Origin of the sequence: Pseudomonas sp. KCJK9016, from assembly GCF_046231795.1 — a bacterium.
Taxonomy (GTDB): Bacteria; Pseudomonadota; Gammaproteobacteria; order Pseudomonadales; family Pseudomonadaceae; genus Aquipseudomonas; species Aquipseudomonas bananamidigenes.
The window spans coordinates 1-24,126 of sequence record NZ_JBJJMM010000009.1 but is presented as its reverse complement, the minus strand read 5'-3'; the positions used below and the strand labels follow the sequence as shown (position 1 = coordinate 24,126).

Here is a 24,126-nt window from a genome sequence, read left to right as displayed (position 1 = left end):
TAACCTCCCTGAATATGCGGGCGTGCCCATGATTACCCTGAAACTCAATGGCCAAGACCATCCACTCGATGTCACCGAGGACATGCCGCTGTTGTGGGCGATCCGTGACGTCGCCGGTTACAACGGCACCAAGTTCGGCTGCGGCATGGGCCTGTGCGGCGCCTGCACCATTCATATCGACGGATTGCCGGTGCGCAGTTGCATCACGCCGGTCGGTTCGGTGACCGGCCAGAATGTCACCACCATCGACAACCTGCATGCCGATCCGATCGGTCAGATCGTCCAGCAAGCCTGGCTCGACACTGCCGTGGCCCAGTGTGGGTTCTGTCAGGGTGGGCAGATCATGTCCGCCACCGCGTTGCTTAAGTCCAACCCGAACCCGAGCGACGAGCAGATCGAAGAGGCGATGGTCGGCAACATTTGCCGTTGCGGCACCTACAACCGGATCAAGACCGCCATCCGCCAGGCCTCCACTCACCTGAAGGAGGCCAAGGCATGAGCCGTTTGCCGAACGATTTTGCCCTGAGCAACCTGAGTCGCCGGGGCTTCCTCAAGGGTGTCGGCGCCACCGGGGCGCTGGTGCTGGCCGCAAGTTGGGGCTGGCAGGATGCGTTGGCTGAAGACAAACCGAAGAAATTCGGTGCCGATGGTATGCCCAACGGATGGATCGATGATCCGAAGGTCTACGTCAGCATTGCCGCCGACGGCACGGTGACCGTGGTCTGCAACCGTTCGGAAATGGGCCAGGGCGTGCGCACCAGCCTGACCATGGTAGTCGCCGATGAGCTGGAAGCCGATTGGGCCCACGTCAAAGTGCAACAGGCGCCGGGCGATGAAGTGCGTTTCGGCAACCAGGACACTGACGGATCGCGCAGCATGCGTCACTGGTACGAGCCGATGCGTCGCTGTGGCGCCGCTGCCCGTACCATGCTGGAACAGGCCGCCGCTGCGCAGTGGAAGGTGCCGGTCGGCGAGTGCCGCGCGCAACTGCACAAAGTCATTCACGTACCGTCCGGGCGCGAGCTGGGTTACGGTGAACTCGCCGCCACGGCCAGTGCGCTGACAGTGCCGGCCCGTGACAGCCTGCGGCTCAAACAACCGTCGGAACTCCGCTACATCGGCAAGGAGGGGACGAAGGCCATCGACGGCGAAGATATCGTCAACGGCCGTGCCGTGTATGGGGCCGACGTGCATTTCGACGGCATGCTGTACGCGGTGATCGCCCGTCCTGCGGTGTATGGCGGCAAGGTCAAGTCGGTGGACGACAGCGCCGCGCTGAAAGTGCCGGGCGTGCTGAAAGTCATCCAGGTCGAGCCTCGGCCATTGCCTTCGGAATTTCAGCCGTTGGGTGGTGTGGCCGTGGTCGCCAGTAATACCTGGGCGGCGCTCAAGGGCCGCGAGGCCCTGAAGATTGAGTGGGACGACGGCCCGAACGCCGGCTACGACTCGATTGTCTATCGCAAGGAGCTGGAAGCCGCTTCGCTGAAACCGGGCAAGGTCGTGCGCAACACCGGCGATATCGACAAAGCCATCGGCAGCGCTGTCAGCACGCTGGAAGCGTCCTATTACTTGCCGCATCTGGCACAGGCACCAATGGAACCCATGGTGGCCATCGCCCGCTATCAAGAGGGCGTGTGCGAAGCATGGGCGCCAAGCCAGGCGCCACAGGTCACCCGTGAGCGAATTGCCGAGCGCCTCGGTCTGCCGTTCGACAACGTGACCTTCAACGTGACCCTGCTCGGCGGCGGTTTTGGTCGCAAGTCCAAGCCGGATTTCGTTGTCGAAGCCGCCATTCTCGCCAAAGAGTTTCCCGGCAAGGCTGTGCGGGTCCAGTGGACGCGTGAAGACGACATCCACAATTCGTATTTCCACACCGTGTCGGCCGAGTACCTCAAGGCCGGCGTGGGCAAGGATGGCTTGCCGTCCGCCTGGCTGCATCGCACGGTGGCGCCGAGCATTACCGCGCTCTTTGCGCCGGGCATGAATCACGAAGCCGCGTTCGAGCTGGGCATGGGGTTCACCAACATGGCGTATGCAATTCCCAACGTGCGTCTGGAAAACCCTGAAGCCGCGGTTCATACGCGAGTCGGCTGGTATCGCTCGGTGTCGAACATTCCCCATGGCTTTGCCATCCAGAGTTTTGTCGACGAACTCGCGCACAAGGCCAAGGAAGACCCGCTCAAGTATCAGATCAAATTGCTCGGCCCGGATCGTCAGATCGACCCGCGCACGCTCAGCGAAGAGTGGAACTACGGCGAATCCCCCGAGCGTTATCCAATCGACACCGGACGCATGCGCACCGTGCTGGAAACCGCGGCCAAGGCTGCGGGTTGGGGGCGTCAGTTGCCCAAGGGCCGTGGTCTCGGCCTGGCAGTGCATTACAGCTTCGTCACTTATGTGGCGGCGGTGATCGAAGTCGAGGTCAAGGACGACGGCACGCTGATCGTGCACAAGGCCGATATCGCCGTGGATTGCGGGCCGCAGATCAACCCGGAGCGCATTCGTTCGCAGTTCGAAGGTGCGTGTGTGATGGGCCTGGGCAATGCCGTCTGGGGCGAGATCAGCTTCAAGGACGGCAAGGTGCAGCAGGACAACTTCCATATGTATGAAGTGGCGCGCATGTCGCTGGCGCCGAAGGAAGTCGCGGTGCATCTGGTGACGCCGCCGGGCGAGGTGCCGCTGGGCGGCGTCGGTGAGCCGGGCGTGCCGCCGATTGCGCCAGCGCTGTGCAATGCGATCTTCGCTGCGACCGGCCAGCGCATTCGCAACCTGCCGGTGCGCTACCAGTTGCAGGGCTGGCAAAAGGCGCAAGCGTGATGGACAGCGCTGATCTCAATGTCCTGCGCAGCGTGCTCGAGTGGCGGCGCGCCGGGCAGCGGGTGGTGCTGTTCACTGTCGTGCAGACCTGGGGCACCGCGCCCCGGGCGCCCGGCGCGATGCTGGCGTTGCGCGAGGATGGCGTAGTGATCGGTTCGGTGTCCGGCGGTTGTGTCGAGGATGATCTGATCGCCCGTCTGCACGATGGGCGGATTCCCGCCGACGGGCCACCGGTGCAGTTGATCACCTACGGCGTGACGCGGGAGGAGGCGGCGCGGTTCGGCCTGCCTTGCGGCGGCACTTTGCGCCTGACCGAGGAACGGGTCGGTAATCCGGCGTGGGTCGCCGCACTGCTGGCTCGTTGTGAGGCTCACGAAATCGTTGCTCGCGAGCTGAATCTCGAAAGCGGGGAAGTGATTGTTTCGCCAGCAAACAAAACGGACTCACTGGTCTTCGATGGCAAGACCCTGCGTGCCATCTACGGCCCGCGCTGGCGTTTGCTGCTGATCGGTGCCGGGCAGTTGTCGCGTTATGTGGCCGAGATGGCGCGATTGCTGGATTTCGAAGTGCTGATCTGCGATCCCCGCAGCGAATTCGTGTATGACTGGGAAGAACAGCATGGCCGCTTTGTCCCCGGGATGCCGGATGAGGCAGTGCTGAGCATTCAAACCGACGAACGCACCGCCATCGTTGCCCTGACTCACGATCCGCGTCTGGACGACATGGCGCTGCTGACGGCGCTGGACTCCAGGGCGTTTTACGTCGGCGCCCTGGGCTCACGTACCAACAGCCTCAAGCGCCGGGAATACCTGGCTGAGCTAGGCTTGTCGCAAGCGGCCATCGCTCGATTGCATGGGCCGATCGGTCTGCCGATCGGCAGTCATTCCCCGGCAGAGATCGCGTTGTCGCTGCTGGCGGAAATCGTGGCGATCAAGAATGGCGTCGAATTGGAGCGCAAGAAGGCGGAACGGGCATGAGTCGATCCATTGGAGTGATTGTGCTGGCGGCAGGCGAGGGCAGCCGCTTTCGCGAAGTGGCGGGTGCCGACAAGGACAAGTTGCTGGCCGACTGCGCCGGGCGCGACGGTGCCGTGCGTTCGGTGATCGAGCAGGTGCTGGTTAACCTGCCGACGAGTCTCGACAAACGCGTATTGGTAACGACCGAAGCGCGGCCGCAGGCAATGCGTATGGCACAGGCATACGGGTGTGACATTGTTTCGATCGAGCCTGCGGGGATGGGCGACAGCATCGCGGCGGGTGTGGCGGCTTGCCCGGATGCCGATGGCTGGTTGATCGTGCTGGGTGATATGCCGTTCATCCTGCCATCGAGCATTGAACAGGTAGTGGCGGCGATTGCCGAGGATGTGGTCAGTGTTCCGGTGCAGGGTGGCGAGTTTGGGCATCCGGTCGGATTTGGTCGCTCGTTTGGGCACGGACTGATGGCATTGTCCGGTGATCGTGGGGCCAGGCCTTTGTTCAAACAGGGGCGGGTGGTGGAAGTGGCGGTGGATGATCCCGGTGTGCTGTGGGATATCGATGTGCCTCAGGCGCTGGTTTTTCCGCAGGCCTGATACAAGTCGCGAGGCATAAAAAAGCCCCGCCTGGTTCACCAGGCGGGGCTTTTCATTGGCGCTCGGAATCAGACGAGAGGTTTAGGCTCGTGTTCTTTTTCCTGGACCTGTTCGCGGTGCTCGACCGCGTCCTGAACGGAACGTGGTGCTTCGGCAATCACTTCTACGGCAGCTTCTTCAGCGACCGGGGCAGGGGCTGCCTCGACCACTTCGGCAGCGGCTGGAGCAGCGGCGGCAGCGGCAGCCAGTTCGGCTTCCTTCTGCAGACGCTCTTCTTCACGCTTGCGACGACGCACTTCACGCGGATCGTTCGGTGCGCGGCCACTTGGGGTCAGGGCGCTGACTGGAGCGACAACTGGAGCCGCTTCAACTACCGGAGCAGGTGCTTCGGCGACAACTGGCGCTTCTACCGCTGGCGCTTCAACGACCGGTGCCGGTTCGGCAACCACTACTGGCTCGGCAGCCCTGGCTTCTTCCACGACAGGCGTTTCAACCGCTGGCGCTGGCGTTTCGGCGACAGCCGGCTCGGCCACCCAGTTGAAAGCGGTCTGTTCTTCACGAACTTCGCGCACGGTTTCAGTGACGGTTTCGACCACCGGCTCTGCGACTGCAACAGGCTGCGGCGCGACGAAAGCAGGTTCGGCGGCGACTTCAACCTGAGGCTGAGCTTCGCGAACCGGCGCCACTTCGACTTCCGGAGCAGCAATCACTTCGACCGGGGTGGTGGCTTCGACAACCGGAGCTTCTACCGAAGCGGTTTCCAGCGTTGCAGCGGTGGCGCGTTCAGCTTGCTGGTGGGCCTGAGCTTCGGCCGGAGCGCTGATCACGGTGCTGGCAACGGCGGCAGTAACAGCCAGACCAGCCGCCAGGTCGGCAGTGCTTGGCTCGGTGCTTTCAGCGTTCTCGGCGGACTCTTCCGAACCTTCGATCACGTTGCCGTTGGCATCACGCTGGCGCTCGCGACGGTTGCTGCGACGACGCTGACCACGGGAGCGGCGGCGTGGACGATCGCCTTCGGCGTTTTCAGAACCGTCTTCCGGCAGTTGCTCTTCGTTGGTGGTGATGTCTTCTTCAGCCACGGCAGCAGCGGCCTGTTCGGCACGCGGTTGACGCTCTTCACGCGGAGGACGTGGCGCACGCTCTTCACGCGGTTGACGGGCCGGACGCTCTTCAGCGGTGGCGGCAGCGGCTGGAGCGGCATCCAGAGGTTCGCGCAGTTCACGTACGCGTTCTTCACGCTCGCCACGCGGCTTGCGATCTTCACGCGGAGCACGTGGTGCACGTTCTTCACGAGGGGCGCGTGGGGCGCGTTCTTCGCGGGCTACCGGTGCTTCGTCACGGGACTCGCGTGGCTCGCGCAGTTCGCGGGCTTCACGAGGCTGACGCTCTTCACGTGGCTCACGCGGTGCGCGTTCTTCACGTGGAGCACGCTCTTCGCGCGGCTTGCGTTCTTCGTCGCGGCGACCGTTGCGGTTGCGGCTCTGTTGACGACCGTTGCGACGCTCTTCGTTGCGGGCCGGGCGCTCGGCGGCAGGTTTTTCAGCCACAACCGGAGCAACAGGCTCTTCCTTGGTCGCGAACAGGCTGACCAGCGACTTCACCAGACCTTTGAACAGGCTTGGCTCTGGTGCGGCAACCGGGGCCGGAGCAGCGACTTCGGTCGGAGCCGGAGCGTTGGCGCGGGCAGGAGCCGTCTTGACTGCAGCTTCCTGACGAACCAGGGTGCGGGTTGCCGCAGCAGGTTGAGCCTCTTCGACCTCGGCAGCGGCGGCAGCGATTTCGTAGCTGGACTGATTGTTGGCGGCTTCCGGGTTGTCGTCACGCAGACGCTGAACTTCGAAATGCGGGGTTTCGAGATGATCGTTCGGCAGAATGACGATGCGGGCCCGGGTGCGCAGTTCGATCTTGGTGATCGAGTTGCGTTTTTCGTTGAGCAGGAATGCCGCCACCGGGATCGGCACCTGGGCGCGGACTTCGGCGGTACGGTCTTTCAGGGCTTCTTCTTCGATCAGGCGCAGGATCGCCAGGGACAGCGATTCGACATCACGGATGATGCCGGTGCCGCTGCAGCGCGGGCAGACGATGCCGCTGCTTTCGCCGAGCGAAGGGCGCAGGCGCTGACGGGACATTTCCAGCAGGCCGAAGCGCGAAATGCGGCCGATCTGCACGCGGGCACGGTCGGCTTCCAGGCATTCGCGGACTTTCTCTTCCACGGCGCGCTGGTTCTTGGCAGGGGTCATGTCGATGAAGTCGATGACAATCAGGCCGCCGATGTCACGCAGGCGCAACTGACGGGCGATTTCTTCGGCGGCTTCAAGGTTGGTCTGCAGAGCGGTTTCTTCGATGTCGCTGCCTTTGGTGGCGCGCGCCGAGTTGATGTCGATGGACACCAGGGCCTCGGTCGGATCGATGACGATGGAGCCGCCTGAAGGCAGCTCAACGACGCGCTGGAAAGCGGTCTCGATCTGGCTTTCGATCTGAAAACGGTTGAACAGCGGAACGCTGTCTTCGTACAGCTTGATCTTGCTGGCGTACTGCGGCATCACTTGGCGGATGAAGGTCAGGGCTTCGTCCTGTGCTTCAACGCTGTCGATCAGTACTTCGCCGATGTCCTGGCGCAGGTAATCGCGGATGGCGCGGATGATGACGTTGCTTTCCTGGTAGATCAGGAACGGCGCGGAACGATCCAGAGAGGCTTCCTTGATCGCGGTCCAGAGTTGCAGCAGGTAGTCGAGGTCCCACTGCATTTCTTCGCTGCTGCGGCCCAGGCCGGCCGTGCGCACGATCAGCCCCATGTCGGCCGGTGCGACCAGACCGTTCAGCGCTTCGCGCAGTTCGTTGCGCTCTTCGCCTTCGATGCGGCGGGAGATGCCGCCGGCACGCGGGTTGTTCGGCATCAGGACCAGATAACGACCGGCCAGGCTGATGAAGGTGGTCAGGGCTGCGCCCTTGTTGCCACGTTCTTCTTTTTCGACCTGAACGATGACTTCCTGGCCTTCGCTCAGGACGTCCTTGATGTTGACGCGACCTTCGGGGGCTTTCTTGAAGTATTCGCGGGAGATTTCCTTGAGGGGCAGGAAGCCGTGGCGCTCGGAGCCGAAATCGACAAAGGCAGCCTCAAGGCTTGGTTCGATGCGAGTGATACGGCCTTTATAGATGTTGGCCTTTTTCTGCTCGCGTGCACCGGATTCGATGTCCAGGTCGTAGAGGCGCTGGCCATCTACCAGTGCAACACGCAACTCTTCGGGTTGAGTTGCGTTAATCAGCATTCTTTTCATGTAGTACCGTCGGTTTCCGGGCTGCCGGAAACGGCGTTCGGCACACACGACTTCTCACGGTCGGTGTCAGGTGCGTCGGGAGTGGCTGGCCATTCCCGTGTCCAGCGATGTCCGGCCAATTGGGCCGTTATCGCGACGTACGCGTCCTGCTTGCTGTGGCTACTTAAGCACTCAGTCAGGAGGAGGAATCAAACGCGGCTGTGGACGAGATGAAGCGTCTTGATAAAGCCTGTTGCTACACAGTCCAGCGGTTGTGCATCTCCACCCTACACGTATCCCTGATAATTCGGGTGCTGCCGCGCGCAGAATCCGCAGCGGGTTGGCATTTACCGTGAGCTCCGTAAAGGGAGGTCACGCATCATGGCTAATTCAGGCGGTGTTTCCGGCGTTTTCGCTCGGGGTCATCCGCGGCTGACCGCACTTTGTGAACTGGCCGTGAATATGGCTCGCGTGGCGAGTCAGAACTCTGCTTTGCGGCGTGATTCAGGCCTCATGTCACCTGCGCTTGTTACAGCTGCAAACTCCACCGTTACGTAGCGAAAGCCCCGTAGGACGGCCTTGCGTCCTGGTGAATTGCGTTGGTCAGGGCCGGTTGTTGACCGTGGTTCCGCTGTCCAGGCCGCTTTTGGCGGCGTTCGCGACTATAGCAGCAATGATTAAGTGCTTCAAATCCATAAAAATTGTTATTATCCGCCGCATGACGACTACTGCCCCTTCGACTCCAGGCGTTCAATTGCTTGAGGTCTCGCCGGAATATGCCGGCCAACGAATCGACAATTTTCTCCTCGCCCGGCTCAAAGGCGTGCCCAAGACCTTGATTTATCGCATTTTACGCAAAGGCGAAGTGCGGGTTAACAAAGGTCGGATCAAGCCCGAATACAAGCTGCAGGCCGGTGATATCGTGCGCGTGCCGCCGGTTCGCGTGCCGGAGCGTGACGAACCCGTTCCAGTGGCTCAGGGGTTGTTGCAGCGCCTGGAAGCCTCGATTGTGTATGAAGACAAGGCGCTGATCGTGATCAACAAGCCCGCGGGCATTGCGGTTCACGGTGGCAGCGGCCTGGATTTCGGCGTGATCGAAGCCTTTCGTCAGTTGCGCCCCGACGCCAAGGAGCTGGAGCTGGTGCATCGCCTCGACCGCGACACTTCCGGTCTGCTGATGATCGCCAAGAAACGCAGCATGTTGCGTCACTTGCACGAGCAGTTGCGCGGTGATGGCGTCGACAAGCGCTACATGGCGCTGGTGCGCGGCCACTGGGCGACTTCCATCAAGCAGGTCCGTGCGCCGCTGCTAAAGAGCAACCTGCGCTCCGGCGAGCGCATGGTCGAAGTCAATGATGAAGGCAAAGAGGCGCTGACCGTGTTCAAGGTCCTTCGCCGTTTCGGCGAGTTCGCGACCATGGTCGAGGCCAAGCCGGTGACAGGCCGCACCCACCAGATTCGCGTTCATACCCTGCACGCAGGGCATTGCATTGCTGGCGACAGCAAGTACGGCGACGACAACTTCACCAGGGAAATTCGCGATCTGGGCGGCAAGCGTCTGTTCCTGCATGCCTACATGCTCACCGTGCCGCTGCCCGATGGTGGCAAGCTGAATTTGCAGGCCCCCGTCGATGAGATGTGGGCCAAGACTGTGGAGCGTCTGAGTGCGGCACCCTGACTACAAACTGCTGATTTTCGATTGGGACGGCACCCTGGCCGATTCCATTGGTCGGATCGTCGAGGCGATGCATGCGGCATCGGGGCGTTCGGGGTTCGAGTTGCGTGATGATTTTGCCGTCAAGGGCATCATCGGTCTGGGTTTGCCTGAGGCAATCCGTACCTTGTATCCCGAAATCAGCGATGCCGAAATGATCGCGTTTCGTGAGTTTTATGCCGAGCACTACATCGCGGCGGAAACGGTGCCCTCGCCATTGTTCGAAGGTGTACTCGAGTCGATGGCGTCCTTTCGCGAGGATGGCTATCACCTGGCGGTCGCGACCGGCAAGAATCGTCGCGGGCTGGATCGGGTGCTCAAGGCGCATGGCTGGGAGGAATATTTCGATATCACCCGTGCCGCCGATGAAACCGCGAGCAAGCCGCATCCTCTGATGCTGGAGCAGATCCTGGCGCATTGCGGTGTATCTGCAGGACAGGCGCTGATGGTCGGGGATTCGTCTTTCGATCTGCAGATGGCGCGTAATGCCGGCATGGGCTCGGTTGCGGTCAGTTACGGGGCGCAGTCGATCGAGTCGTTGCAGCGGTTTGAGCCGCGACTGTCGATTGACCGGTTTTCTGAATTGCATGCCTGGCTGGGGCAGCAGGCTTAATACGTTTTTGCTGGGGTGGATGGCATGACCGACGAATGGAAAGCACCGGCCAAGGCAACTGCCGACGAGGGTGATGCGAAAAGCTGGAAGCTGCTGGAAAAGACGTTGCTGGCCAGTGTGCAGGAGCAGCGTCGCTCCAGGCGCTGGGGCATCTTCTTCAAGTTGCTGACGTTTGTTTATCTTTTTGTTGCGCTGATCCTGTTCACGCCGTTGATGGATATGGAAAAGAGCGCTACGCGCGGCTCCAGCTACACCGCACTGATCGATGTCACCGGCATGATCGCCGACAAGGAGCCGGCCAGTGCTGACAATATTGTCGGCAGTCTGCGAGCGGCGTTCGAGGACAAGAAGGTCAAGGGCGTGATCCTGCGCATCAACAGCCCGGGCGGCAGTCCGGTGCAGTCGGGTTATGTGTATGACGAGATCAAGCGCCTGCGCGGCCTGCACCCGGATACCAAAGTGTATGCGGTGATCTCCGATCTTGGTGCGTCCGGTGCCTACTACATCGCCAGTGCGGCGGATCAGATTTATGCCGACAAGGCCAGTCTGGTGGGGTCCATCGGTGTGACGGCGGCAGGGTACGGTTTTGTCGGCACCATGGAGAAGCTGGGTGTCGAGCGTCGTACTTACACCTCCGGTGAGCACAAGTCCTTCCTCGATCCGTTCCAGCCGCAGAAGCCGGACGAAACGGCGTTCTGGCAGAGTGTGCTGGATACAACGCACAATCAGTTCATCAATAGCGTCAAGCAGGGTCGTGGCGACCGCCTGAAGGATAAAGAGCATCCGGAGCTGTTCTCCGGGCTGGTCTGGTCCGGCGAGCAGGCGCTGCCGCTGGGTTTGATTGACGGTCTGGGTAATGCCAGTTCCGTGGCGCGTGACGTGATTGGCGAAAAGGAGCTTGTGGACTTCACGGTTCAGGAATCGCCGTTCGACCGTTTCTCGAAAAAGCTGGGTGCCAGTGTGGCTGAGCAGTTGGCAATGTGGATGGGATTCAACGGTCCGTCGTTGCGCTGATTGATTGCAGCATAAAGGAACCGGCCTTCGTGGCCGGTTTTTTGTGGCTCAGGGAATCTGCACGCCTTCCGCCAGCAACATGTCGATCAGGCGAATCAGCGGTAATCCGATCAGGCTGGTGGCATCGGGGCCTTCGGTGGACTGGAACAGGCTTACGCCCAGGCCTTCGGCCTTGAAACTGCCGGCGCAGTCGTAAGGTTGTTCTGCATGCAGGTAGCGCTCGACGCGGGCCTGATCCAGTGTGCGCATGTGGACGGTGAAAGGCACGTAGTCGACCTGGCAGTGGTCCGTCTGGCTGTTGAGCAGTGCCAGGCCGGTCAGAAAGGTCACGCTGGCGCCGCTGGCGGCCAGCAGCTGTTCGCGGGCTTTTTCGAAAGTGTGTGGCTTGCCGATGATGCGCTCGCCGAGTACCGCAACCTGATCGGAACCGATGATCAGGTGGGCGGGGTGGCTGTCGGCCAGGGCTCGGGCTTTCTGTTCGGCGAGGCGTTTGACCAGTTCGACGGCTGATTCGCCGGGGCGATGGCTCTCGTCGATATCCGGCGAGCAGCAGACGAACGGCAAGCGCAGGCGATTGAGCAATTCCCGACGATAGGTCGAGCTTGAAGCGAGTAATAAAGGCAGCATTCGCATCTCCAGAGTCAGGTGGCAGATTCTAGCGGAGCCGCGTAAGTGACGGACAGGGCGGAATTTCCTTTGACATGGGCGGGTGCATCCCTATAATGCTGCGCCTATGTTGAATGACCCGATTCCACCTCACGTTGACCCGCGCAAATTGGCTGACCGTGGCACCACCCTTCAAGGTGAACTGCTGCTGGCCGATTTGAAGAGACTCTGCGACCCGCTTTCCGACGATGTCGGTACGGTGCAGGCCAAATTCGTTTTTGAACGAGATGAACGTAAATCTGTGGTGATCCACAGCTTTATCGACACCGAAGTCAAAATGGTTTGCCAGCGTTGTCTTGAGCTGGTCACCCTGCCGATCCACAGCGAATGCAGTTACGCCGTGGTGAAGGAGGGTGCGAATACCCAGTCGTTACCGAAAGGTTATGACGTGCTGGAACTGGGCGAAGATCCTTTGGATCTGCAGTCACTGATCGAGGAGGAGCTTTTGCTCGCCTTGCCCATTGTGCCTGCTCATCATCCGGAAGAATGCCAGCAGCCGGCGGGAGCAGATGAACCCGAACCGAGCGAGGACGAGGTAACGCGGTCCAACCCGTTCAGTGTATTGGCGCAGTTAAAGCGTGACCCAAACGTTTAGGAGTTAATCAATTATGGCTGTTCAGCAGAACAAAAAATCCCGCTCTGCCCGTGACATGCGCCGTTCGCACGACGCTCTCGAGGCTAGCACCCTGTCCGTAGAAAAAACCACCGGTGAAGTTCACCTGCGTCACCACGTATCGCCAGAAGGCGTATACCGTGGCCGTAAAGTGATCGACAAGGGCGCTGACGAGTAATCACTTGTCCGCTCAAGTCATCGCGATTGACGCAATGGGCGGGGACTTCGGTCCCCGCAGCATTGTTCAGGCCAGCCTTGCTTGCCTTTCTGCTACGCCCTCGCTACACCTGACCCTCGTCGGTCAAGCCTCCCTTCTTGAAGAATTGATCACTGGCCAACCGGCTGCCGATCGCGCGCGCCTGACGATTGTTCCGGCATCCGAAGTCATCACCATGGACGAAAAGCCTGCCCAGGCCCTGCGCGGCAAGCCGGACTCGTCGATGCGTGTCGCCCTTGAATTGCTGCGTGACGGCAAGGTTCAGGCTTGTGTCAGTGCAGGCAATACCGGTGCGCTGATGGCGCTGTCGCGGTTTGTGCTCAAGACCCTGCCGGGGATTGATCGTCCGGCCATGGTTGCTGCGATCCCTACTCAGAAGGGCTATTGTCAGTTGCTTGACCTGGGGGCCAATGTTGATTGCAGTGCCGAGCATCTGTTGCAGTTCGCCGTGATGGGTTCCGTGGCGGCGCAAACACTGGGTATTGCCCGTCCGCGGGTTGCCCTGCTGAACATCGGCACCGAAGACATCAAGGGCAATCAGCAGGTCAAGCTGGCTGCAACATTGCTGCAAGCGGCCCGGGGTATCAATTACATCGGTTTCATTGAAGGCGACGGCTTGTATCGCGGCGAGGCGGACGTAGTGGTTTGCGACGGTTTTGTCGGCAATATCCTGCTCAAGTCCAGCGAAGGTCTCGCGACGATGATTGCTGCGCGCATCGAAGCCTTGTTCAAAAAAAATCTTGCGTCCCGTGCAGTGGGGGCTTTGGCGCTGCCATTGATGAAACGATTGCAGGCTGATCTGGCACCGGCGCGACATAACGGCGCAAGCTTCCTCGGCTTGCAGGGCATTGTGGTAAAAAGTCACGGTTCAGCCGGGGTTCAGGGGTTTCAGAGTGCCATTCAGCGGGCGTTGATCGAGATTCAGGAGAATCTTCCCGAGCGTCTGCACGGCCGTCTGGAGGATTTGTTGTCTTAGGCGTTTTCGTCGGACAATGCTTAAATGTGACCGCCCGGTTCAAAGGGCCATCCAACTGTCAGTTTCTTGCGTCCCTCTATCGGGATGCCATTTTTCCGACGACAAGATCATTAGGGGCTTGTTACATGTCTGCTTCCCTCGCATTCGTCTTTCCAGGGCAGGGTTCGCAGTCCCTCGGCATGCTGGCCGAGTTGGGCGCGCAACATCCGCTGATCCTCGAAACTTTCAAAGAAGCATCCGATGCTCTGGGCTACGACCTGTGGGCGCTGACCCAGCAGGGGCCGGAAGAGCTGCTCAATCAAACCGACAAAACCCAACCGGCCATTCTGACCGCTTCGATCGCCCTGTGGCGCCTGTGGCTGGCGGAAGGTGGTGCGCGCCCGGCCTTCGTTGCCGGTCACAGCCTGGGTGAATACAGCGCACTGGTCGCTGCCGGCAGCCTGAGCCTGGCGGACGCGGTAAAGCTCGTCGAGCGCCGTGGCCAGCTGATGCAGGAAGCCGTTCCGGCCGGGCAGGGCGGCATGGCTGCCATCCTTGGTCTGGAGGACGCCGATGTGTTGGCGGCCTGTGCCGAAGCGGCGCAAGGCGAAGTGGTCAGCGCGGTGAACTTCAACTCTCCGGGCCAGGTGGTGATCGCCGGTGCCAAGGCAGCCGTCGAGCGCGCCATTGAAGGTTGCAAGGCTCGTGGCGCCAAGCGTGCCATGCCGCTGCCGGTCAGCGTACCATCTCACTGCGAGCTGATGCGCCCGGCTGCCGAGCGCTTTGCTGAATCCATCGCGGCCATTGACTGGCAGGCGCCGCAGATTCCTGTGGTACAGAACGTCAGCGCTCAGGTGCCGGCGGATCTGGAAACCCTCAAGCGTGATCTGCTCGAACAACTCTACAAGCCGGTTCGCTGGGTCGAGTCCGTACAGACTTTGGCAGCGAAAGGCGCGACCAGCCTGGTCGAGTGCGGCCCTGGCAAAGTGCTGGCCGGTCTGAACAAACGTTGCGCCGATGGCGTTTCGACTTCCAACCTCAATACCCCAGACGCTTTCGCTGCTGCTCGTGCAGTGGCTGTCTGAATCAGGAGAAGCTTGCATGAGTCTGCAAGGTAAAGTTGCACTGGTCACCGGCGCAAGCCGTGGTATCGGCCAGGCTATCGCACTGGAACTGGGTCGTCAGGGCGCCATCGTTGTCGGCACCGCGACTTCCGCTTCGGGCGCCGAGCGCATTGCTGCGACCCTGAAAGAAAATGGCATTCAGGGTGCAGGTTTCGAACTCAACGTCACCAGTGACGAATCGGTCACCGCAGTGCTGGCGAGCATTCAGGAACAATTCGGTGCTCCGGTCGCGATCCTGGTCAACAATGCCGGTATCACTCGCGATAACCTGATGATGCGCATGAAAGACGACGAGTGGTACGACGTGATCGATACCAACCTGAACAGTCTGTATCGCCTGTCCAAGGGCGTTCTGCGCGGCATGACCAAGGCGCGCTGGGGTCGAATTATCAGTATTGGCTCGGTGGTGGGTGCCATGGGCAACGCTGGCCAAGTAAACTACGCAGCCGCCAAGGCTGGTCTGGAAGGTTTCAGTCGTGCCATGGCGCGTGAAGTCGGTTCGCGTTCGATTACGGTCAACTCGGTAACCCCGGGGTTCATCGACACCGATATGACTCGCGAACTGCCTGAGGCACAGCGTGAAGCCTTGCAGACACAGATTCCGCTGGGCCGTCTGGGACAAGCTCAAGAGATCGCGTCCGTGGTCGCTTTTCTTGCATCCGACGGTGCGGCATACGTGACCGGGGCTACAATCCCGGTGAACGGCGGGATGTACATGTAAGTAAAATGTGACGGATTGCTTCAAAAAAATGTCATACGAGCTGTCTAAAATCCGTTATAAAGCTGCAATCTATTTATAGGCAGAGGGCTGCAGGGTTTGAGGAGTGAAGCTTTCAGTTGAAAAGCTGAAAAGGCTTTCTATACACTTACCCACTGGCCAGCTGCCTGAATTTGTCCATTAGGAGTGAAAACAAGGTATGAGCACCATCGAAGAGCGCGTCAAGAAAATCGTTGCCGAGCAACTGGGTGTTAAAGAAGAAGAAGTGGTCAACACCGCTTCCTTCGTTGAAGACCTGGGCGCCGACTCCCTTGACACCGTTGAGCTGGTGATGGCTCTGGAAGAGGAATTCGAGACCGAAATCCCTGACGAAGAAGCTGAAAAGATCACTACTGTACAAGCTGCAATCGACTACGTTAACGCTCATCAGGCGTAATAGTTTGTAATCGTTGCTCGCTGTCATGGAAAAACCGCACTGCCATCATGGCGTGCGGTTTTTTCTTTAGGCCTGATACAAAATCGTCATTTGAAAAAGGAGAGTGCTGTGTCGCGTAGACGCGTCGTAGTCACCGGTATGGGTATGTTGTCGCCACTGGGCACCGATGTGCCGAGCAGTTGGCAGGGCATTCTGGCTGGCCGCAGTGGCATTGGTCTGATCGAACACACCGACCTTTCTGCCTATTCCACCCGCTTTGGCGGCTCGGTAAAGGGCTTCAATGTCGAGGAATACCTGTCGGTCAAGGAAGCACGCAAGCTCGACCTGTTCATTCAGTACGGTCTGGCGGCCGGCTTCCAGGCTGTACGCAATGCCGGTCTGGAAGTCACCGATGCCAACCGTGAGCGCATCGGTGTGGCCATGGGTTCGGGTATCGGCGGTCTGACCAACATCGAAGAAACCAGTCGCACCCTGCACGAGACCGGCCCACGCCGGATTTCTCCGTTCTTCGTGCCTGGCTCGATCATCAATATGATTTCCGGCTTCCTGTCCATCCATCTGGGTGCACAGGGGCCCAACTACGCCATTGCCACAGCCTGTACCACCGGTACGCACTGCATCGGCATGGCGGCCCGCAACATCATGTACGACGAAGCCGACGTGATGATTGCCGGCGGTGCCGAAATGGCTGCGTGCGGTCTGGGCATGGGCGGCTTCGGCGCTTCCCGTGCGCTGTCGACCCGCAACGATGAGCCGACCCGTGCCAGCCGTCCATGGGACAAGGGCCGTGACGGTTTCGTCCTGTCGGACGGTGCCGGTGCCCTGGTGCTCGAGGAACTCGAACACGCCAAGGCCCGTGGTGCGACCATTTACGCCGAGCTGATCGGCTTTGGCACCAGTGGCGATGCGTTCCACATGACTTCGCCACCCGCCGATGGTGCCGGCGCAGCACGCTGCATCACCAATGCGCTGCGCGATGCGAAGATCAACATCGATCAGGTGCAGTACATCAACGCTCACGGCACCTCGACCCCGGCCGGCGATCTCGCCGAAGCCAATGCGATCAAGTCGGTGTTCGGTGATCACGCCTATAAATTGGCGGTCAGCTCCACCAAGTCCATGACCGGACACCTGTTGGGTGCGGCTGGCGCGGTCGAGGCGATATTCAGTGTGCTGGCCATCAACAGCCAGGTGGCGCCGCCGACCATCAACCTCGATGAACCGGATGAGGGTTGCGATCTCGATTTCGTGCCACACACGGCGCGCAACATGGACATCGACGTCGTGCTGTCCAACTCGTTCGGGTTTGGCGGCACCAACGGTACGTTGGCGTTCCGTCGGTTCGCCGGCTGATGGATTGCTGGGTCGACGGTCAACCGGCTGACGCTCTGTCGCTGAAAGATCGCGGCCTGGCTTACGGCGATGGTCTGTTCGAAACCATCGCTGTACGTGGCGGCCAGCCACTGCTGCTGGATCGTCACATGCTGCGCCTGGTCGAAGGTTGTACGCGGCTGGCCATTGCTGCCGATATCGAGTTGATCCGCAGCGAATTGCAATCCTATGCAGCGGCCATGGGCGAGGGTGTGCTCAAGCTTATCCTCACCCGTGGTGACGGCTTGCGCGGTTATGCGCCGGATCCTTCGGCGCCGGGTCGACGCATTCTGCAAGGCAATCCTCCTGTGGCTTATCCCGCCGTCCACGGCGAGCAAGGCGTCCGCCTGTTTCCGTGTACGACGCGTTTGTCCATTCAGCCCTTGCTGGCAGGTCTCAAGCACCTCAATCGTCTGGAGCAGGTTCTCGCCCGCGCCGAATGGCAGGACAGCGAGCACGCCGAAGGCTTGATGCTCGATCAGGCAGGTCGTGTGATCGAAGGTGTGTTCAGCAATCTGTTTCTGGTGCGCGACGGCGTGCTGGTCACGGCGGATCTGAAACGCTGCGGCGTGGCCGGTGTGATGCGCGCCGAGCTGTTGTATCAGGCAGCTTCAGCGAGTATTCCCGTGCAAATCACCGATATCAACCTTGAGCAGCTGCAATGGGCCGATGAAGTTTTTGTCTGCAACAGCGTGTATGGCGTCTGGCCGGTACGCGCGTACGCTGCACTGAGCTGGCCGGTTGGGCCGCTCACCCGTAAACTGCAAACCATTGCCCGCACGCTACTGGATGCCTGATTCGTGAGACGTAAACTTTTGCTGCTGCTGGAAACCGGACTGGTTCTGGCGGGGCTGCTGCTGGGCGCCAGCGCCTGGAAGATTCATTCGGCACTGGAACAGCCCCTGAACATCACGCAGGAAGAACTGCTGGATGTGCCCAAGGGTTCCACGCCGACCCGCACTATTCTCGGACTCGAAGCCGACGGGGTGATCAAGGACGCTTTCTGGCTGCGCATTTATTGGCGCTTCAACCTGGCGGGCACTCCGATCCACACGGGCGAGTACCGCATGCAGCCGGGTATGACCGTCAAGGGCCTGATCGAGCTGTGGAAGCGCGGCGACGTGGTTCAGTACAGCCTGACGCTGGTCGAGGGCTGGAACTTCCATCAGGTACGTGCCGCGCTGGCGAAAGACGAAAAGATCGAGCAGACCCTGACCGGTCTGAGCGACAGCGAGGTGATGGCCCGAATCGGCCATAAAGGCCTTTTTCCTGAAGGTCGATTCTTTCCCGATACCTACCGGTTCGTGCGCGGAGTGTCCGACACCGAGCTGTTGAAAAAGGCGTTTGACCGCCTCGACGAGGTGCTGGCCAAAGAGTGGGAAAATCGCTCCGCCGATGCGCCGTATTCCGAGCCTTATCAGGCATTGATCATGGCTTCTCTGGTGGAGAAGGAAACCGGAGTGCCCCAGGAACGTGGCCAGATTGCCGGCGTGTTCGTGCGTCGAATGGCGCTGGGCATGCAACTGCAGACCGATCCGACCGTGATCTACGGTCTGGGTGAACGGTACAACGGCAAATTAACCCGTGCGCATCTCAAGGAAGCCACGCCGTACAACACGTACATGATTCAGGGGCTGCCACCGACGCCGATCGCCATGGTTGGGCGCGAAGCCATTCATGCCGCGCTCAATCCGGTGGATGGCACCAGTCTCTACTTCGTTGCCCGTGGCGATGGCAGTCATGTTTTCTCCGATGACCTGGAGGCGCACAACAATGCTGTGCGCGAGTACCAGCTCAAGCGGCGCGCGGATTACCGCTCGAGCCCGGCGCCGGCGACAGCGCCCGGGCCTGCTCCGGCAGCCGAGGAGGCGATTCCGGTGGCCTCGCCCGATACCGCACCGGAATCGTTGCCGCAACCGCCTGTTCAAGTGCCCGCACCGACACCGTCCCCCGAAGCGGCTGCACCGCAAAACGCGCAATGACTTTGATTAAGGACCGCCTGTGACTGGCTTGTTTATTACCCTGGAAGGCCCGGAAGGCGCCGGCAAGAGCACCAACCGCGAATACCTCGCCGAGCGCCTGCGCGCCGCCGGTATCGAAGTGGTGCTGACCCGCGAGCCAGGCGGCACACCGCTGGCCGAGCGAATTCGTGAGGTGTTGCTGGCACCGGTCGACGAAGTGATGAATCCGGACACCGAACTGTTGCTGGTGTTCGCCGCCCGTGCCCAGCATCTGGCCGAAGTCATTCGCCCGGCACTGGCACGCGGCGCTGTCGTGTTGTGCGACCGGTTCACTGATTCGACTTATGCCTATCAGGGCGGCGGTCGCGGTTTGTCTCTGGAACGAATCGCTGCGCTGGAGACTTTCGTTCAAGGTGACCTGCGCCCTGACCTGACGCTGATTTTCGATCTGCCGGTGGAAATCGGCCTGGCCCGAGCCAGCGCCCGAGGTCGTCTGGATCGTTTCGAGCTGGAGGGCCGGGCTTTTTTCGAGGCCGTGCGCAGTGCGTTCCTCAAACGCGCCGAGGCTGACCCGGCGCGTTATGTGCGGATCGACGCCGGGCAGCCGCTGACGCAGGTCCAGCAGTCGCTGGATGGCTTGCTTCCGCGTTTGCTGGAGCTGAGCCGTGGCTGAGGCCTATCCGTGGCAGGACAGTCTCTGGCAGCAACTGGCCGGGCGTACTCAACACGCTCACGCCTATTTGCTGCACGGGCCCGCCGGGATCGGAAAGCGGGCACTGGCCGAGCGGCTGATGGCCAGTCTGCTGTGCCAGCACCCGACACCTGAGGCCTGCGGCGAGTGCAAATCCTGCCTGCTGCTAAAGGCCGGTAGTCACCCGGACAATTACATCCTGGAGCCGGAAGAGGCGGACAAGGCGATCAAGGTCGACCAGGTGCGCGAACTGGTCAGTTTTGTGGTGCAGACCGCGCAACTGGGCGGGCGCAAGGTGGTGCTGATCGAGCCGGTGGAGTCGATGAACATCAACGCCGCCAATGCCTTGCTCAAGAGCCTTGAGGAGCCGTCCGGCGATACCGTGTTGTTGCTGGTCAGTCACCAGCCGAGCCGATTGTTGCCGACCATCAAGAGCCGCTGTGTGCAGCAGGCCTGTCCGCTGCCGAGCGAGTCCATGAGCCTGCAATGGCTGGCTCAGGCATTGCCGGAATGCTCCGAAGACGAACGTGTCGAACTGTTGACCCTGGCCGCCGGCTCGCCGTTGGCCGCCGTCACCTTGCAGGAGCAGGGCGTGCGTGAACAGCGGGCGCAGGTGGTGGAAGGCGTGAAGAAGCTGCTCAAGCAGCAGCAATCGCCGACACAACTGGCCGAAGAATGGAAAAACATTCCGATGTTGCGTCTGTTCGACTGGTTCTGCGACTGGTCGAGCCTGATTCTGCGCTATCAACTGACCCAGGATGAAGCGGGACTGGGCCTGACCGACATGCGCAAGGTCGTGCAATATCTGGCGCAGAAAAGCGCACAGCGTAAAGTCCTCGATATTCAGGACTGGATTCTCGCCCAGCGCCAGAAAGTCCTGAGCAAGGCGAACCTTAATGGAGCGTTGCTGCTGGAAGCATTGCTGGTGCAATGGGCGGGCTTGCCTGGTCAAAGATAAGAATGTGTACCTAGACTCTGAACATCAGCAGTGGAGGTCAGCATGAATGAACCTGTCAGCCCGGGACCGCGCAATGGCATCTTGTCCCTGACCATCAAGGACAAGTCAGTCCTTTACGCCGCCTACATGCCGTTCATCAGGAACGGCGGCCTGTTCATCCCGACCAACAAAAGCTACAAGTTGGGCGACGAGGTGTTCATGCTGCTGCACCTGATGGATGAAGCGGAAAAGATTCCGGTGGCCGGCAAGGTGGCCTGGATCACTCCAAAAGGTGCCCAGGGTAACCGCGCCGCCGGCGTCGGCGTGCAATTCAACGATGGCGACAACACCGCGCGCAGTCGCATCGAAACCCATCTGGCCGGAGCGCTGAAGTCCGACCGTCCCACTCATACGATGTAAGTTGCAGTCTTTTTTATGCTCGTAGATTCCCATTGTCACCTTGATCGCCTCGACCTTGCCGTTCATGACGGTTCCCTGGACGCCGCGCTGGATGCGGCCCGCCAGCGTGGTGTCGGGCATTTCCTGTGCATCGGCGTCAGTGCCGATAACGCGGCCGAGGTCAAAGCGCTGGCCGAGCGTTACGACGACGTCGATTGTTCGGTCGGCGTGCATCCACTGGATGTTCAGCCGGGCGCCGCGCCGGCACTGGACTGGCTGCTGCATGAGCTCAATCACCCGAAAGTGGTGGCCATCGGTGAAACCGGTCTGGACTACCACTACGAGCCGGAAGCCGCCGAGTTGCAGCAGGAATCGTTCCGTCTGCACCTGCAAGCCGCGCAGCAGACCGGCAAGCCGGTGATCATCCACACCCGTGGCGCCCGTGCCGACACCCTTGAACTGCTGCGTGAAGCCGCGTTGCCCCAGGCCGGGGTGCTGCATTGCTTCACCGAGGATTGGGGCATGGCCAAGGCTGCGCTGGACATGGGTTATTACATTTCCCTGTCAGGCATCGTCACCTTCCGCAATGCCGATGCCCTGAGAGATGTGGCGAGCAAGGTGCCGGCCGATCGCCTGCTGGTAGAAACCGATTCGCCGTATCTGGCACCAATTCCTTATCGCGGCAAGCCCAATCTGCCGCAATACGTGCGGGAAGTGGCAGAGTTTCTGGCGATGCTGCGGGGCGAGAACTACGAGCGTTTTGCTGAGCAGACCACCGAGAACTTCAAGCGCCTGTTTCCGCTGGCGCACGTAAAAGCCTGAATCGCAGACAAAAAAAACCCGGGTTCTGGGGGGTGAATCCGGGTTAAGACCATTAGGAGTAAAACAAAGGCACGCGGTCCCTTGGTACCTTTACCGGCGCGGCACTTGGGGGAGATGCCGCCCGACAGTTCAAGTATTGATCAGTCTGGCGTTCAGTCCAGTTGGCCGGTCGGGGTTTTTAAACAAATTTGGAATACGTTCGCTTCGGTTATGTTCTCATTGCCCATGAAGCGTTCGTGAAATGAACGAGAAACACAGATATGGTCGGATGATCCGTGCATTTTTGCGCAATTTAGGCATAATACGCGGCTTCGAATTTTGACCCCTACAGACCTTTTCTTATGCACAAAGAACCTCGTAAGGTCCGTGAGTTTCGTCGCCGCGAGCAAGAAATTCTCGATACCGCGCTCAAGCTGTTCCTCGAACAAGGTGAAGACAGCGTCACCGTCGAGATGATTGCTGATGCCGTGGGTATCGGCAAAGGCACGATTTACAAGCACTTCAAGTCCAAGGCCGAGATCTACCTGCGCCTGATGCTCGATTACGAGCGTGACTTGAACGAGCTGTTGCATTCAGCCGATGTCGACAAGGACAAGGAAGCCCTGTCCCGTGCCTATTTTGAATTCCGCATGCGCGACCCGCAGCGTTATCGCCTGTTCGATCGCCTGGAAGAGAAGGTGGTCAAGGGCAACCAGGTGCCCGAGATGGTCGAGGAACTGCACAAGATCCGCGCCTCGAACTTCGAACGCCTGACCCTGCTCATCAAGGGTCGCATCAGCGAAGGCAAGCTCGAAGACGTGCCGCCGTACTTCCACTACTGCGCATCCTGGGCGCTGGTGCATGGCGCGGTGGCGCTGTATCACTCGCCGTTCTGGAGCAATGTGCTGGAAGATCAGGAAGGTTTCTTCCAGTTCCTGATGGACATCGGCGTGCGGATGGGCAACAAGCGCAAGCGCGACCCTGAAACACCCAGCAGCTGAATCATTCAGTCGCCTTATGCGTCGTGTTTTTCGCTACATGGCGCAGTACCGCAGGAATATACTCAGGTATGGGGCTTGCTAAAACTTGAATTGTGAGTCAAGTTTTAGCCGCTCGATTTTCCATTGCCGGAGTGCTCCATGATCGTTGACCGTCAAGGCAGGCGTTTTCGCAATTTGCGGATCAGTCTGACCTCAGCCTGCAATTACGCCTGTACCTACTGCGTGCCCAACGGCAAGCGGCTGGTGGCTGCGCAGGATGAACTGTCGGCCGAGGCCATGGCGCGCGGCGTTGCCTACCTGATCGAAGCCGCCGGCATCGAGCGCCTGCGCATTACCGGCGGTGAGCCGCTGGTCAGCCCCAAACTCGAATCCTTCATGAGCGCCGTCGGCAAGATGGGCCTGGAAGACATCAGCCTGACGACCAATGGCCAGCTCCTGGCGAAGAAACTGCCGCTGCTGGTCGATGCCGGCCTGCGCCGGATCAACGTTTCCCTCGATACCCTGGACGCCGGCGCGTTCCGCAGCATTGCCCGTGGCGGTGATCTGGCAACGGTGCTCGACGGCATGGATCGAGCCAAAGCGGCGGGCATGAAGATCAAGGTCAACATGGTGCCGTTGCGCGGGCAGAACCTCGATCAGGTCATGCCGCTGCTCGATTACTGCCTTGAGCGTGGCTATGAGTTGCGCTTCATCGAATTGATGCGCATGGGCCACCTGGCCAAGGACTCCAATGCGTTCCTGCAGCAGTTCGTCAGTCTGCAACAACTGCTCGAACTGATCGGCGAGCGTTACGAGTACGCGCAAACCGATGCGCCTGTGGACGCCACGGCCGTTCGTTACGCGATTGCCGGCCTGGGGACCTTCGGCGTGATCGCCAACGAAAGCGTGCCGTTCTGTCGGACCTGCTCACGACTGCGCCTGTCGTCCACCGGATGGCTGCATGGCTGCCTGTCGTCGAGCAGCCGTCACTATGTCGGCGATCTGCTCGACAAGCCGCGTCACGAGGCGTTGCCGGCGTTGCAACGGCTGTTGGTCAAGGCCTTGGGTGACAAGCAGGAAGTCGCGTTCTCCGGCGGCGCCACCGTCATGAAAATCATCGGCGGCTTTTTATTCCTCCCCGAAAAACTTTTTTTTAAAATGGGAACCTTTCTTTTCCATTGAACCCTGCTGAAATCGTATCCTTCGCGCATCCTCTGGGTGTCTGTCTCCCGGCCCTGTTAGATTATGATTGCTTTACTGGGGTTTCTTTTT

At 60.3% G+C, this 24,126-nt stretch carries 24 protein-coding genes; 22 read left to right on the top strand and 2 right to left on the bottom strand.

Features of this window, described 5'->3' with window-relative positions; genetic code table 11:
- Positions 1 to 28: 28 nt before the first annotated feature.
- Genes ACK6BI_RS10645 through ACK6BI_RS10630 form a run of 4 tightly spaced genes read left to right on the top strand, consistent with a single transcriptional unit; the run spans position 29 to position 4,387 of the window.
- On the top strand, positions 29 to 499 hold the full coding sequence (locus tag ACK6BI_RS10645; protein WP_409317044.1) for a (2Fe-2S)-binding protein: 471 nt from the start codon (positions 29 to 31) through the stop codon (positions 497 to 499).
- Entirely contained in the window at positions 496 to 2,817 is a 2,322-nt protein-coding gene (locus tag ACK6BI_RS10640) for a molybdopterin cofactor-binding domain-containing protein (protein WP_409317043.1), read from the top strand. The genes ACK6BI_RS10645 and ACK6BI_RS10640 overlap by 4 nt, the downstream gene beginning before the upstream one ends.
- Entirely contained in the window at positions 2,817 to 3,794 is a 978-nt protein-coding gene (locus ACK6BI_RS10635; protein WP_409317042.1) for an XdhC family protein, read from the top strand. Before ACK6BI_RS10640 ends, ACK6BI_RS10635 begins: the two co-directional genes overlap by 1 nt.
- Positions 3,791 to 4,387 carry a nucleotidyltransferase family protein gene (locus ACK6BI_RS10630; protein WP_409317041.1) on the top strand — a complete coding sequence of 199 codons (597 nt, stop codon included), beginning with the start codon at positions 3,791 to 3,793 and terminating at the stop codon, positions 4,385 to 4,387. The genes ACK6BI_RS10635 and ACK6BI_RS10630 overlap by 4 nt, the downstream gene beginning before the upstream one ends.
- Positions 4,388 to 4,455: 68 nt before the next feature.
- Here the strand turns inward: ACK6BI_RS10630 and rne are convergent, their stop codons facing one another.
- Positions 4,456 to 7,665, bottom strand: a complete 3,210-nt coding sequence (gene rne / locus ACK6BI_RS10625; protein ID WP_409317040.1) for a ribonuclease E — start codon at positions 7,663 to 7,665, stop codon at positions 4,456 to 4,458.
- Positions 7,666 to 8,362: 697 nt separating this feature from the next.
- Here rne and rluC point away from each other — a divergent pair.
- Genes rluC through sppA form a run of 3 tightly spaced genes read left to right on the top strand, consistent with a single transcriptional unit; the run spans position 8,363 to position 10,985 of the window.
- Entirely contained in the window at positions 8,363 to 9,322 is a 960-nt protein-coding gene (gene rluC, locus ACK6BI_RS10620; RefSeq protein ID WP_260520555.1) for a 23S rRNA pseudouridine(955/2504/2580) synthase RluC, read from the top strand.
- A complete protein-coding gene (locus tag ACK6BI_RS10615; protein WP_409317039.1) occupies positions 9,309 to 9,971 on the top strand; it encodes an HAD-IA family hydrolase in 663 nt (220 codons plus the stop codon). Before rluC ends, ACK6BI_RS10615 begins: the two co-directional genes overlap by 14 nt.
- A gap of 24 nt (positions 9,972 to 9,995) precedes the next feature.
- Positions 9,996 to 10,985 (top strand): signal peptide peptidase SppA, encoded by a 990-nt coding sequence (sppA, locus tag ACK6BI_RS10610; protein ID WP_065257235.1) that lies wholly within the window; start codon positions 9,996 to 9,998, stop codon positions 10,983 to 10,985.
- A 48-nt stretch (positions 10,986 to 11,033) separates the two neighbouring features.
- On the opposite strand, the gene ACK6BI_RS10605 is transcribed toward sppA, so the two are convergent.
- On the bottom strand, positions 11,034 to 11,612 hold the full coding sequence (locus tag ACK6BI_RS10605) for a Maf family protein (RefSeq protein WP_409317038.1): 579 nt from the start codon (positions 11,610 to 11,612) through the stop codon (positions 11,034 to 11,036).
- Positions 11,613 to 11,718: 106 nt separating this feature from the next.
- Here ACK6BI_RS10605 and ACK6BI_RS10600 point away from each other — a divergent pair, with 106 nt between their 5' ends.
- The 15 genes from ACK6BI_RS10600 (at position 11,719) to ACK6BI_RS10530 (ending at position 24,036) form a co-directional block, all read left to right on the top strand.
- Complete coding sequence (locus tag ACK6BI_RS10600) at positions 11,719 to 12,246, top strand: YceD family protein (RefSeq protein ID WP_003204262.1); 528 nt, start codon at positions 11,719 to 11,721, stop codon at positions 12,244 to 12,246.
- 13 nt (positions 12,247 to 12,259) lie between these two features.
- On the top strand, positions 12,260 to 12,442 hold the full coding sequence (gene rpmF / locus ACK6BI_RS10595) for a 50S ribosomal protein L32 (RefSeq protein WP_003179396.1): 183 nt from the start codon (positions 12,260 to 12,262) through the stop codon (positions 12,440 to 12,442).
- A gap of 4 nt (positions 12,443 to 12,446) precedes the next feature.
- A complete protein-coding gene (gene plsX, locus ACK6BI_RS10590; protein ID WP_409317037.1) occupies positions 12,447 to 13,457 on the top strand; it encodes a phosphate acyltransferase PlsX in 1,011 nt (336 codons plus the stop codon).
- 125 nt (positions 13,458 to 13,582) lie between these two features.
- Positions 13,583 to 14,521, top strand: coding sequence for an ACP S-malonyltransferase (gene fabD / locus ACK6BI_RS10585; protein ID WP_409317036.1), 939 nt, complete (start codon positions 13,583 to 13,585; stop codon positions 14,519 to 14,521).
- A 16-nt stretch (positions 14,522 to 14,537) separates the two neighbouring features.
- On the top strand, positions 14,538 to 15,281 hold the full coding sequence (fabG, locus tag ACK6BI_RS10580) for a 3-oxoacyl-ACP reductase FabG (protein WP_085710930.1): 744 nt from the start codon (positions 14,538 to 14,540) through the stop codon (positions 15,279 to 15,281).
- A 196-nt stretch (positions 15,282 to 15,477) separates the two neighbouring features.
- Positions 15,478 to 15,714, top strand: a complete 237-nt coding sequence (gene acpP, locus ACK6BI_RS10575; protein ID WP_065257230.1) for an acyl carrier protein — start codon at positions 15,478 to 15,480, stop codon at positions 15,712 to 15,714.
- 108 nt (positions 15,715 to 15,822) lie between these two features.
- On the top strand, positions 15,823 to 17,067 hold the full coding sequence (gene fabF, locus ACK6BI_RS10570) for a beta-ketoacyl-ACP synthase II (protein ID WP_065257229.1): 1,245 nt from the start codon (positions 15,823 to 15,825) through the stop codon (positions 17,065 to 17,067).
- Positions 17,067 to 17,882 carry an aminodeoxychorismate lyase gene (gene pabC, locus ACK6BI_RS10565; RefSeq protein ID WP_409317035.1) on the top strand — a complete coding sequence of 272 codons (816 nt, stop codon included), beginning with the start codon at positions 17,067 to 17,069 and terminating at the stop codon, positions 17,880 to 17,882. Before fabF ends, pabC begins: the two co-directional genes overlap by 1 nt.
- 3 nt (positions 17,883 to 17,885) lie before the next feature.
- Positions 17,886 to 19,067: an endolytic transglycosylase MltG gene (mltG, locus tag ACK6BI_RS10560; RefSeq protein ID WP_409317034.1), complete on the top strand. Its 1,182-nt coding sequence runs from the start codon at positions 17,886 to 17,888 to the stop codon at positions 19,065 to 19,067.
- Between the two features lie 19 nt (positions 19,068 to 19,086).
- Complete coding sequence (gene tmk, locus ACK6BI_RS10555; RefSeq protein WP_408986873.1) at positions 19,087 to 19,719, top strand: dTMP kinase; 633 nt, start codon at positions 19,087 to 19,089, stop codon at positions 19,717 to 19,719.
- On the top strand, positions 19,712 to 20,695 hold the full coding sequence (locus ACK6BI_RS10550; RefSeq protein ID WP_409317033.1) for a DNA polymerase III subunit delta': 984 nt from the start codon (positions 19,712 to 19,714) through the stop codon (positions 20,693 to 20,695). Before tmk ends, ACK6BI_RS10550 begins: the two co-directional genes overlap by 8 nt.
- A 42-nt stretch (positions 20,696 to 20,737) precedes the next feature.
- Positions 20,738 to 21,094, top strand: coding sequence for a PilZ domain-containing protein (locus tag ACK6BI_RS10545; RefSeq protein ID WP_085710925.1), 357 nt, complete (start codon positions 20,738 to 20,740; stop codon positions 21,092 to 21,094).
- Between the two features lie 15 nt (positions 21,095 to 21,109).
- The gene (locus ACK6BI_RS10540) at positions 21,110 to 21,895 is read left to right on the top strand and encodes a TatD family hydrolase (protein ID WP_409317032.1); all 786 of its coding nucleotides are present in this window, start codon (positions 21,110 to 21,112) and stop codon (positions 21,893 to 21,895) included.
- 341 nt (positions 21,896 to 22,236) lie between these two features.
- Entirely contained in the window at positions 22,237 to 22,875 is a 639-nt protein-coding gene (locus ACK6BI_RS10535; RefSeq protein ID WP_007950805.1) for a TetR/AcrR family transcriptional regulator, read from the top strand.
- A gap of 138 nt (positions 22,876 to 23,013) precedes the next feature.
- On the top strand, positions 23,014 to 24,036 hold the full coding sequence (locus ACK6BI_RS10530; protein ID WP_409317031.1) for a GTP 3',8-cyclase MoaA: 1,023 nt from the start codon (positions 23,014 to 23,016) through the stop codon (positions 24,034 to 24,036).
- The last annotated feature ends 90 nt before the right edge of the window (positions 24,037 to 24,126 follow it).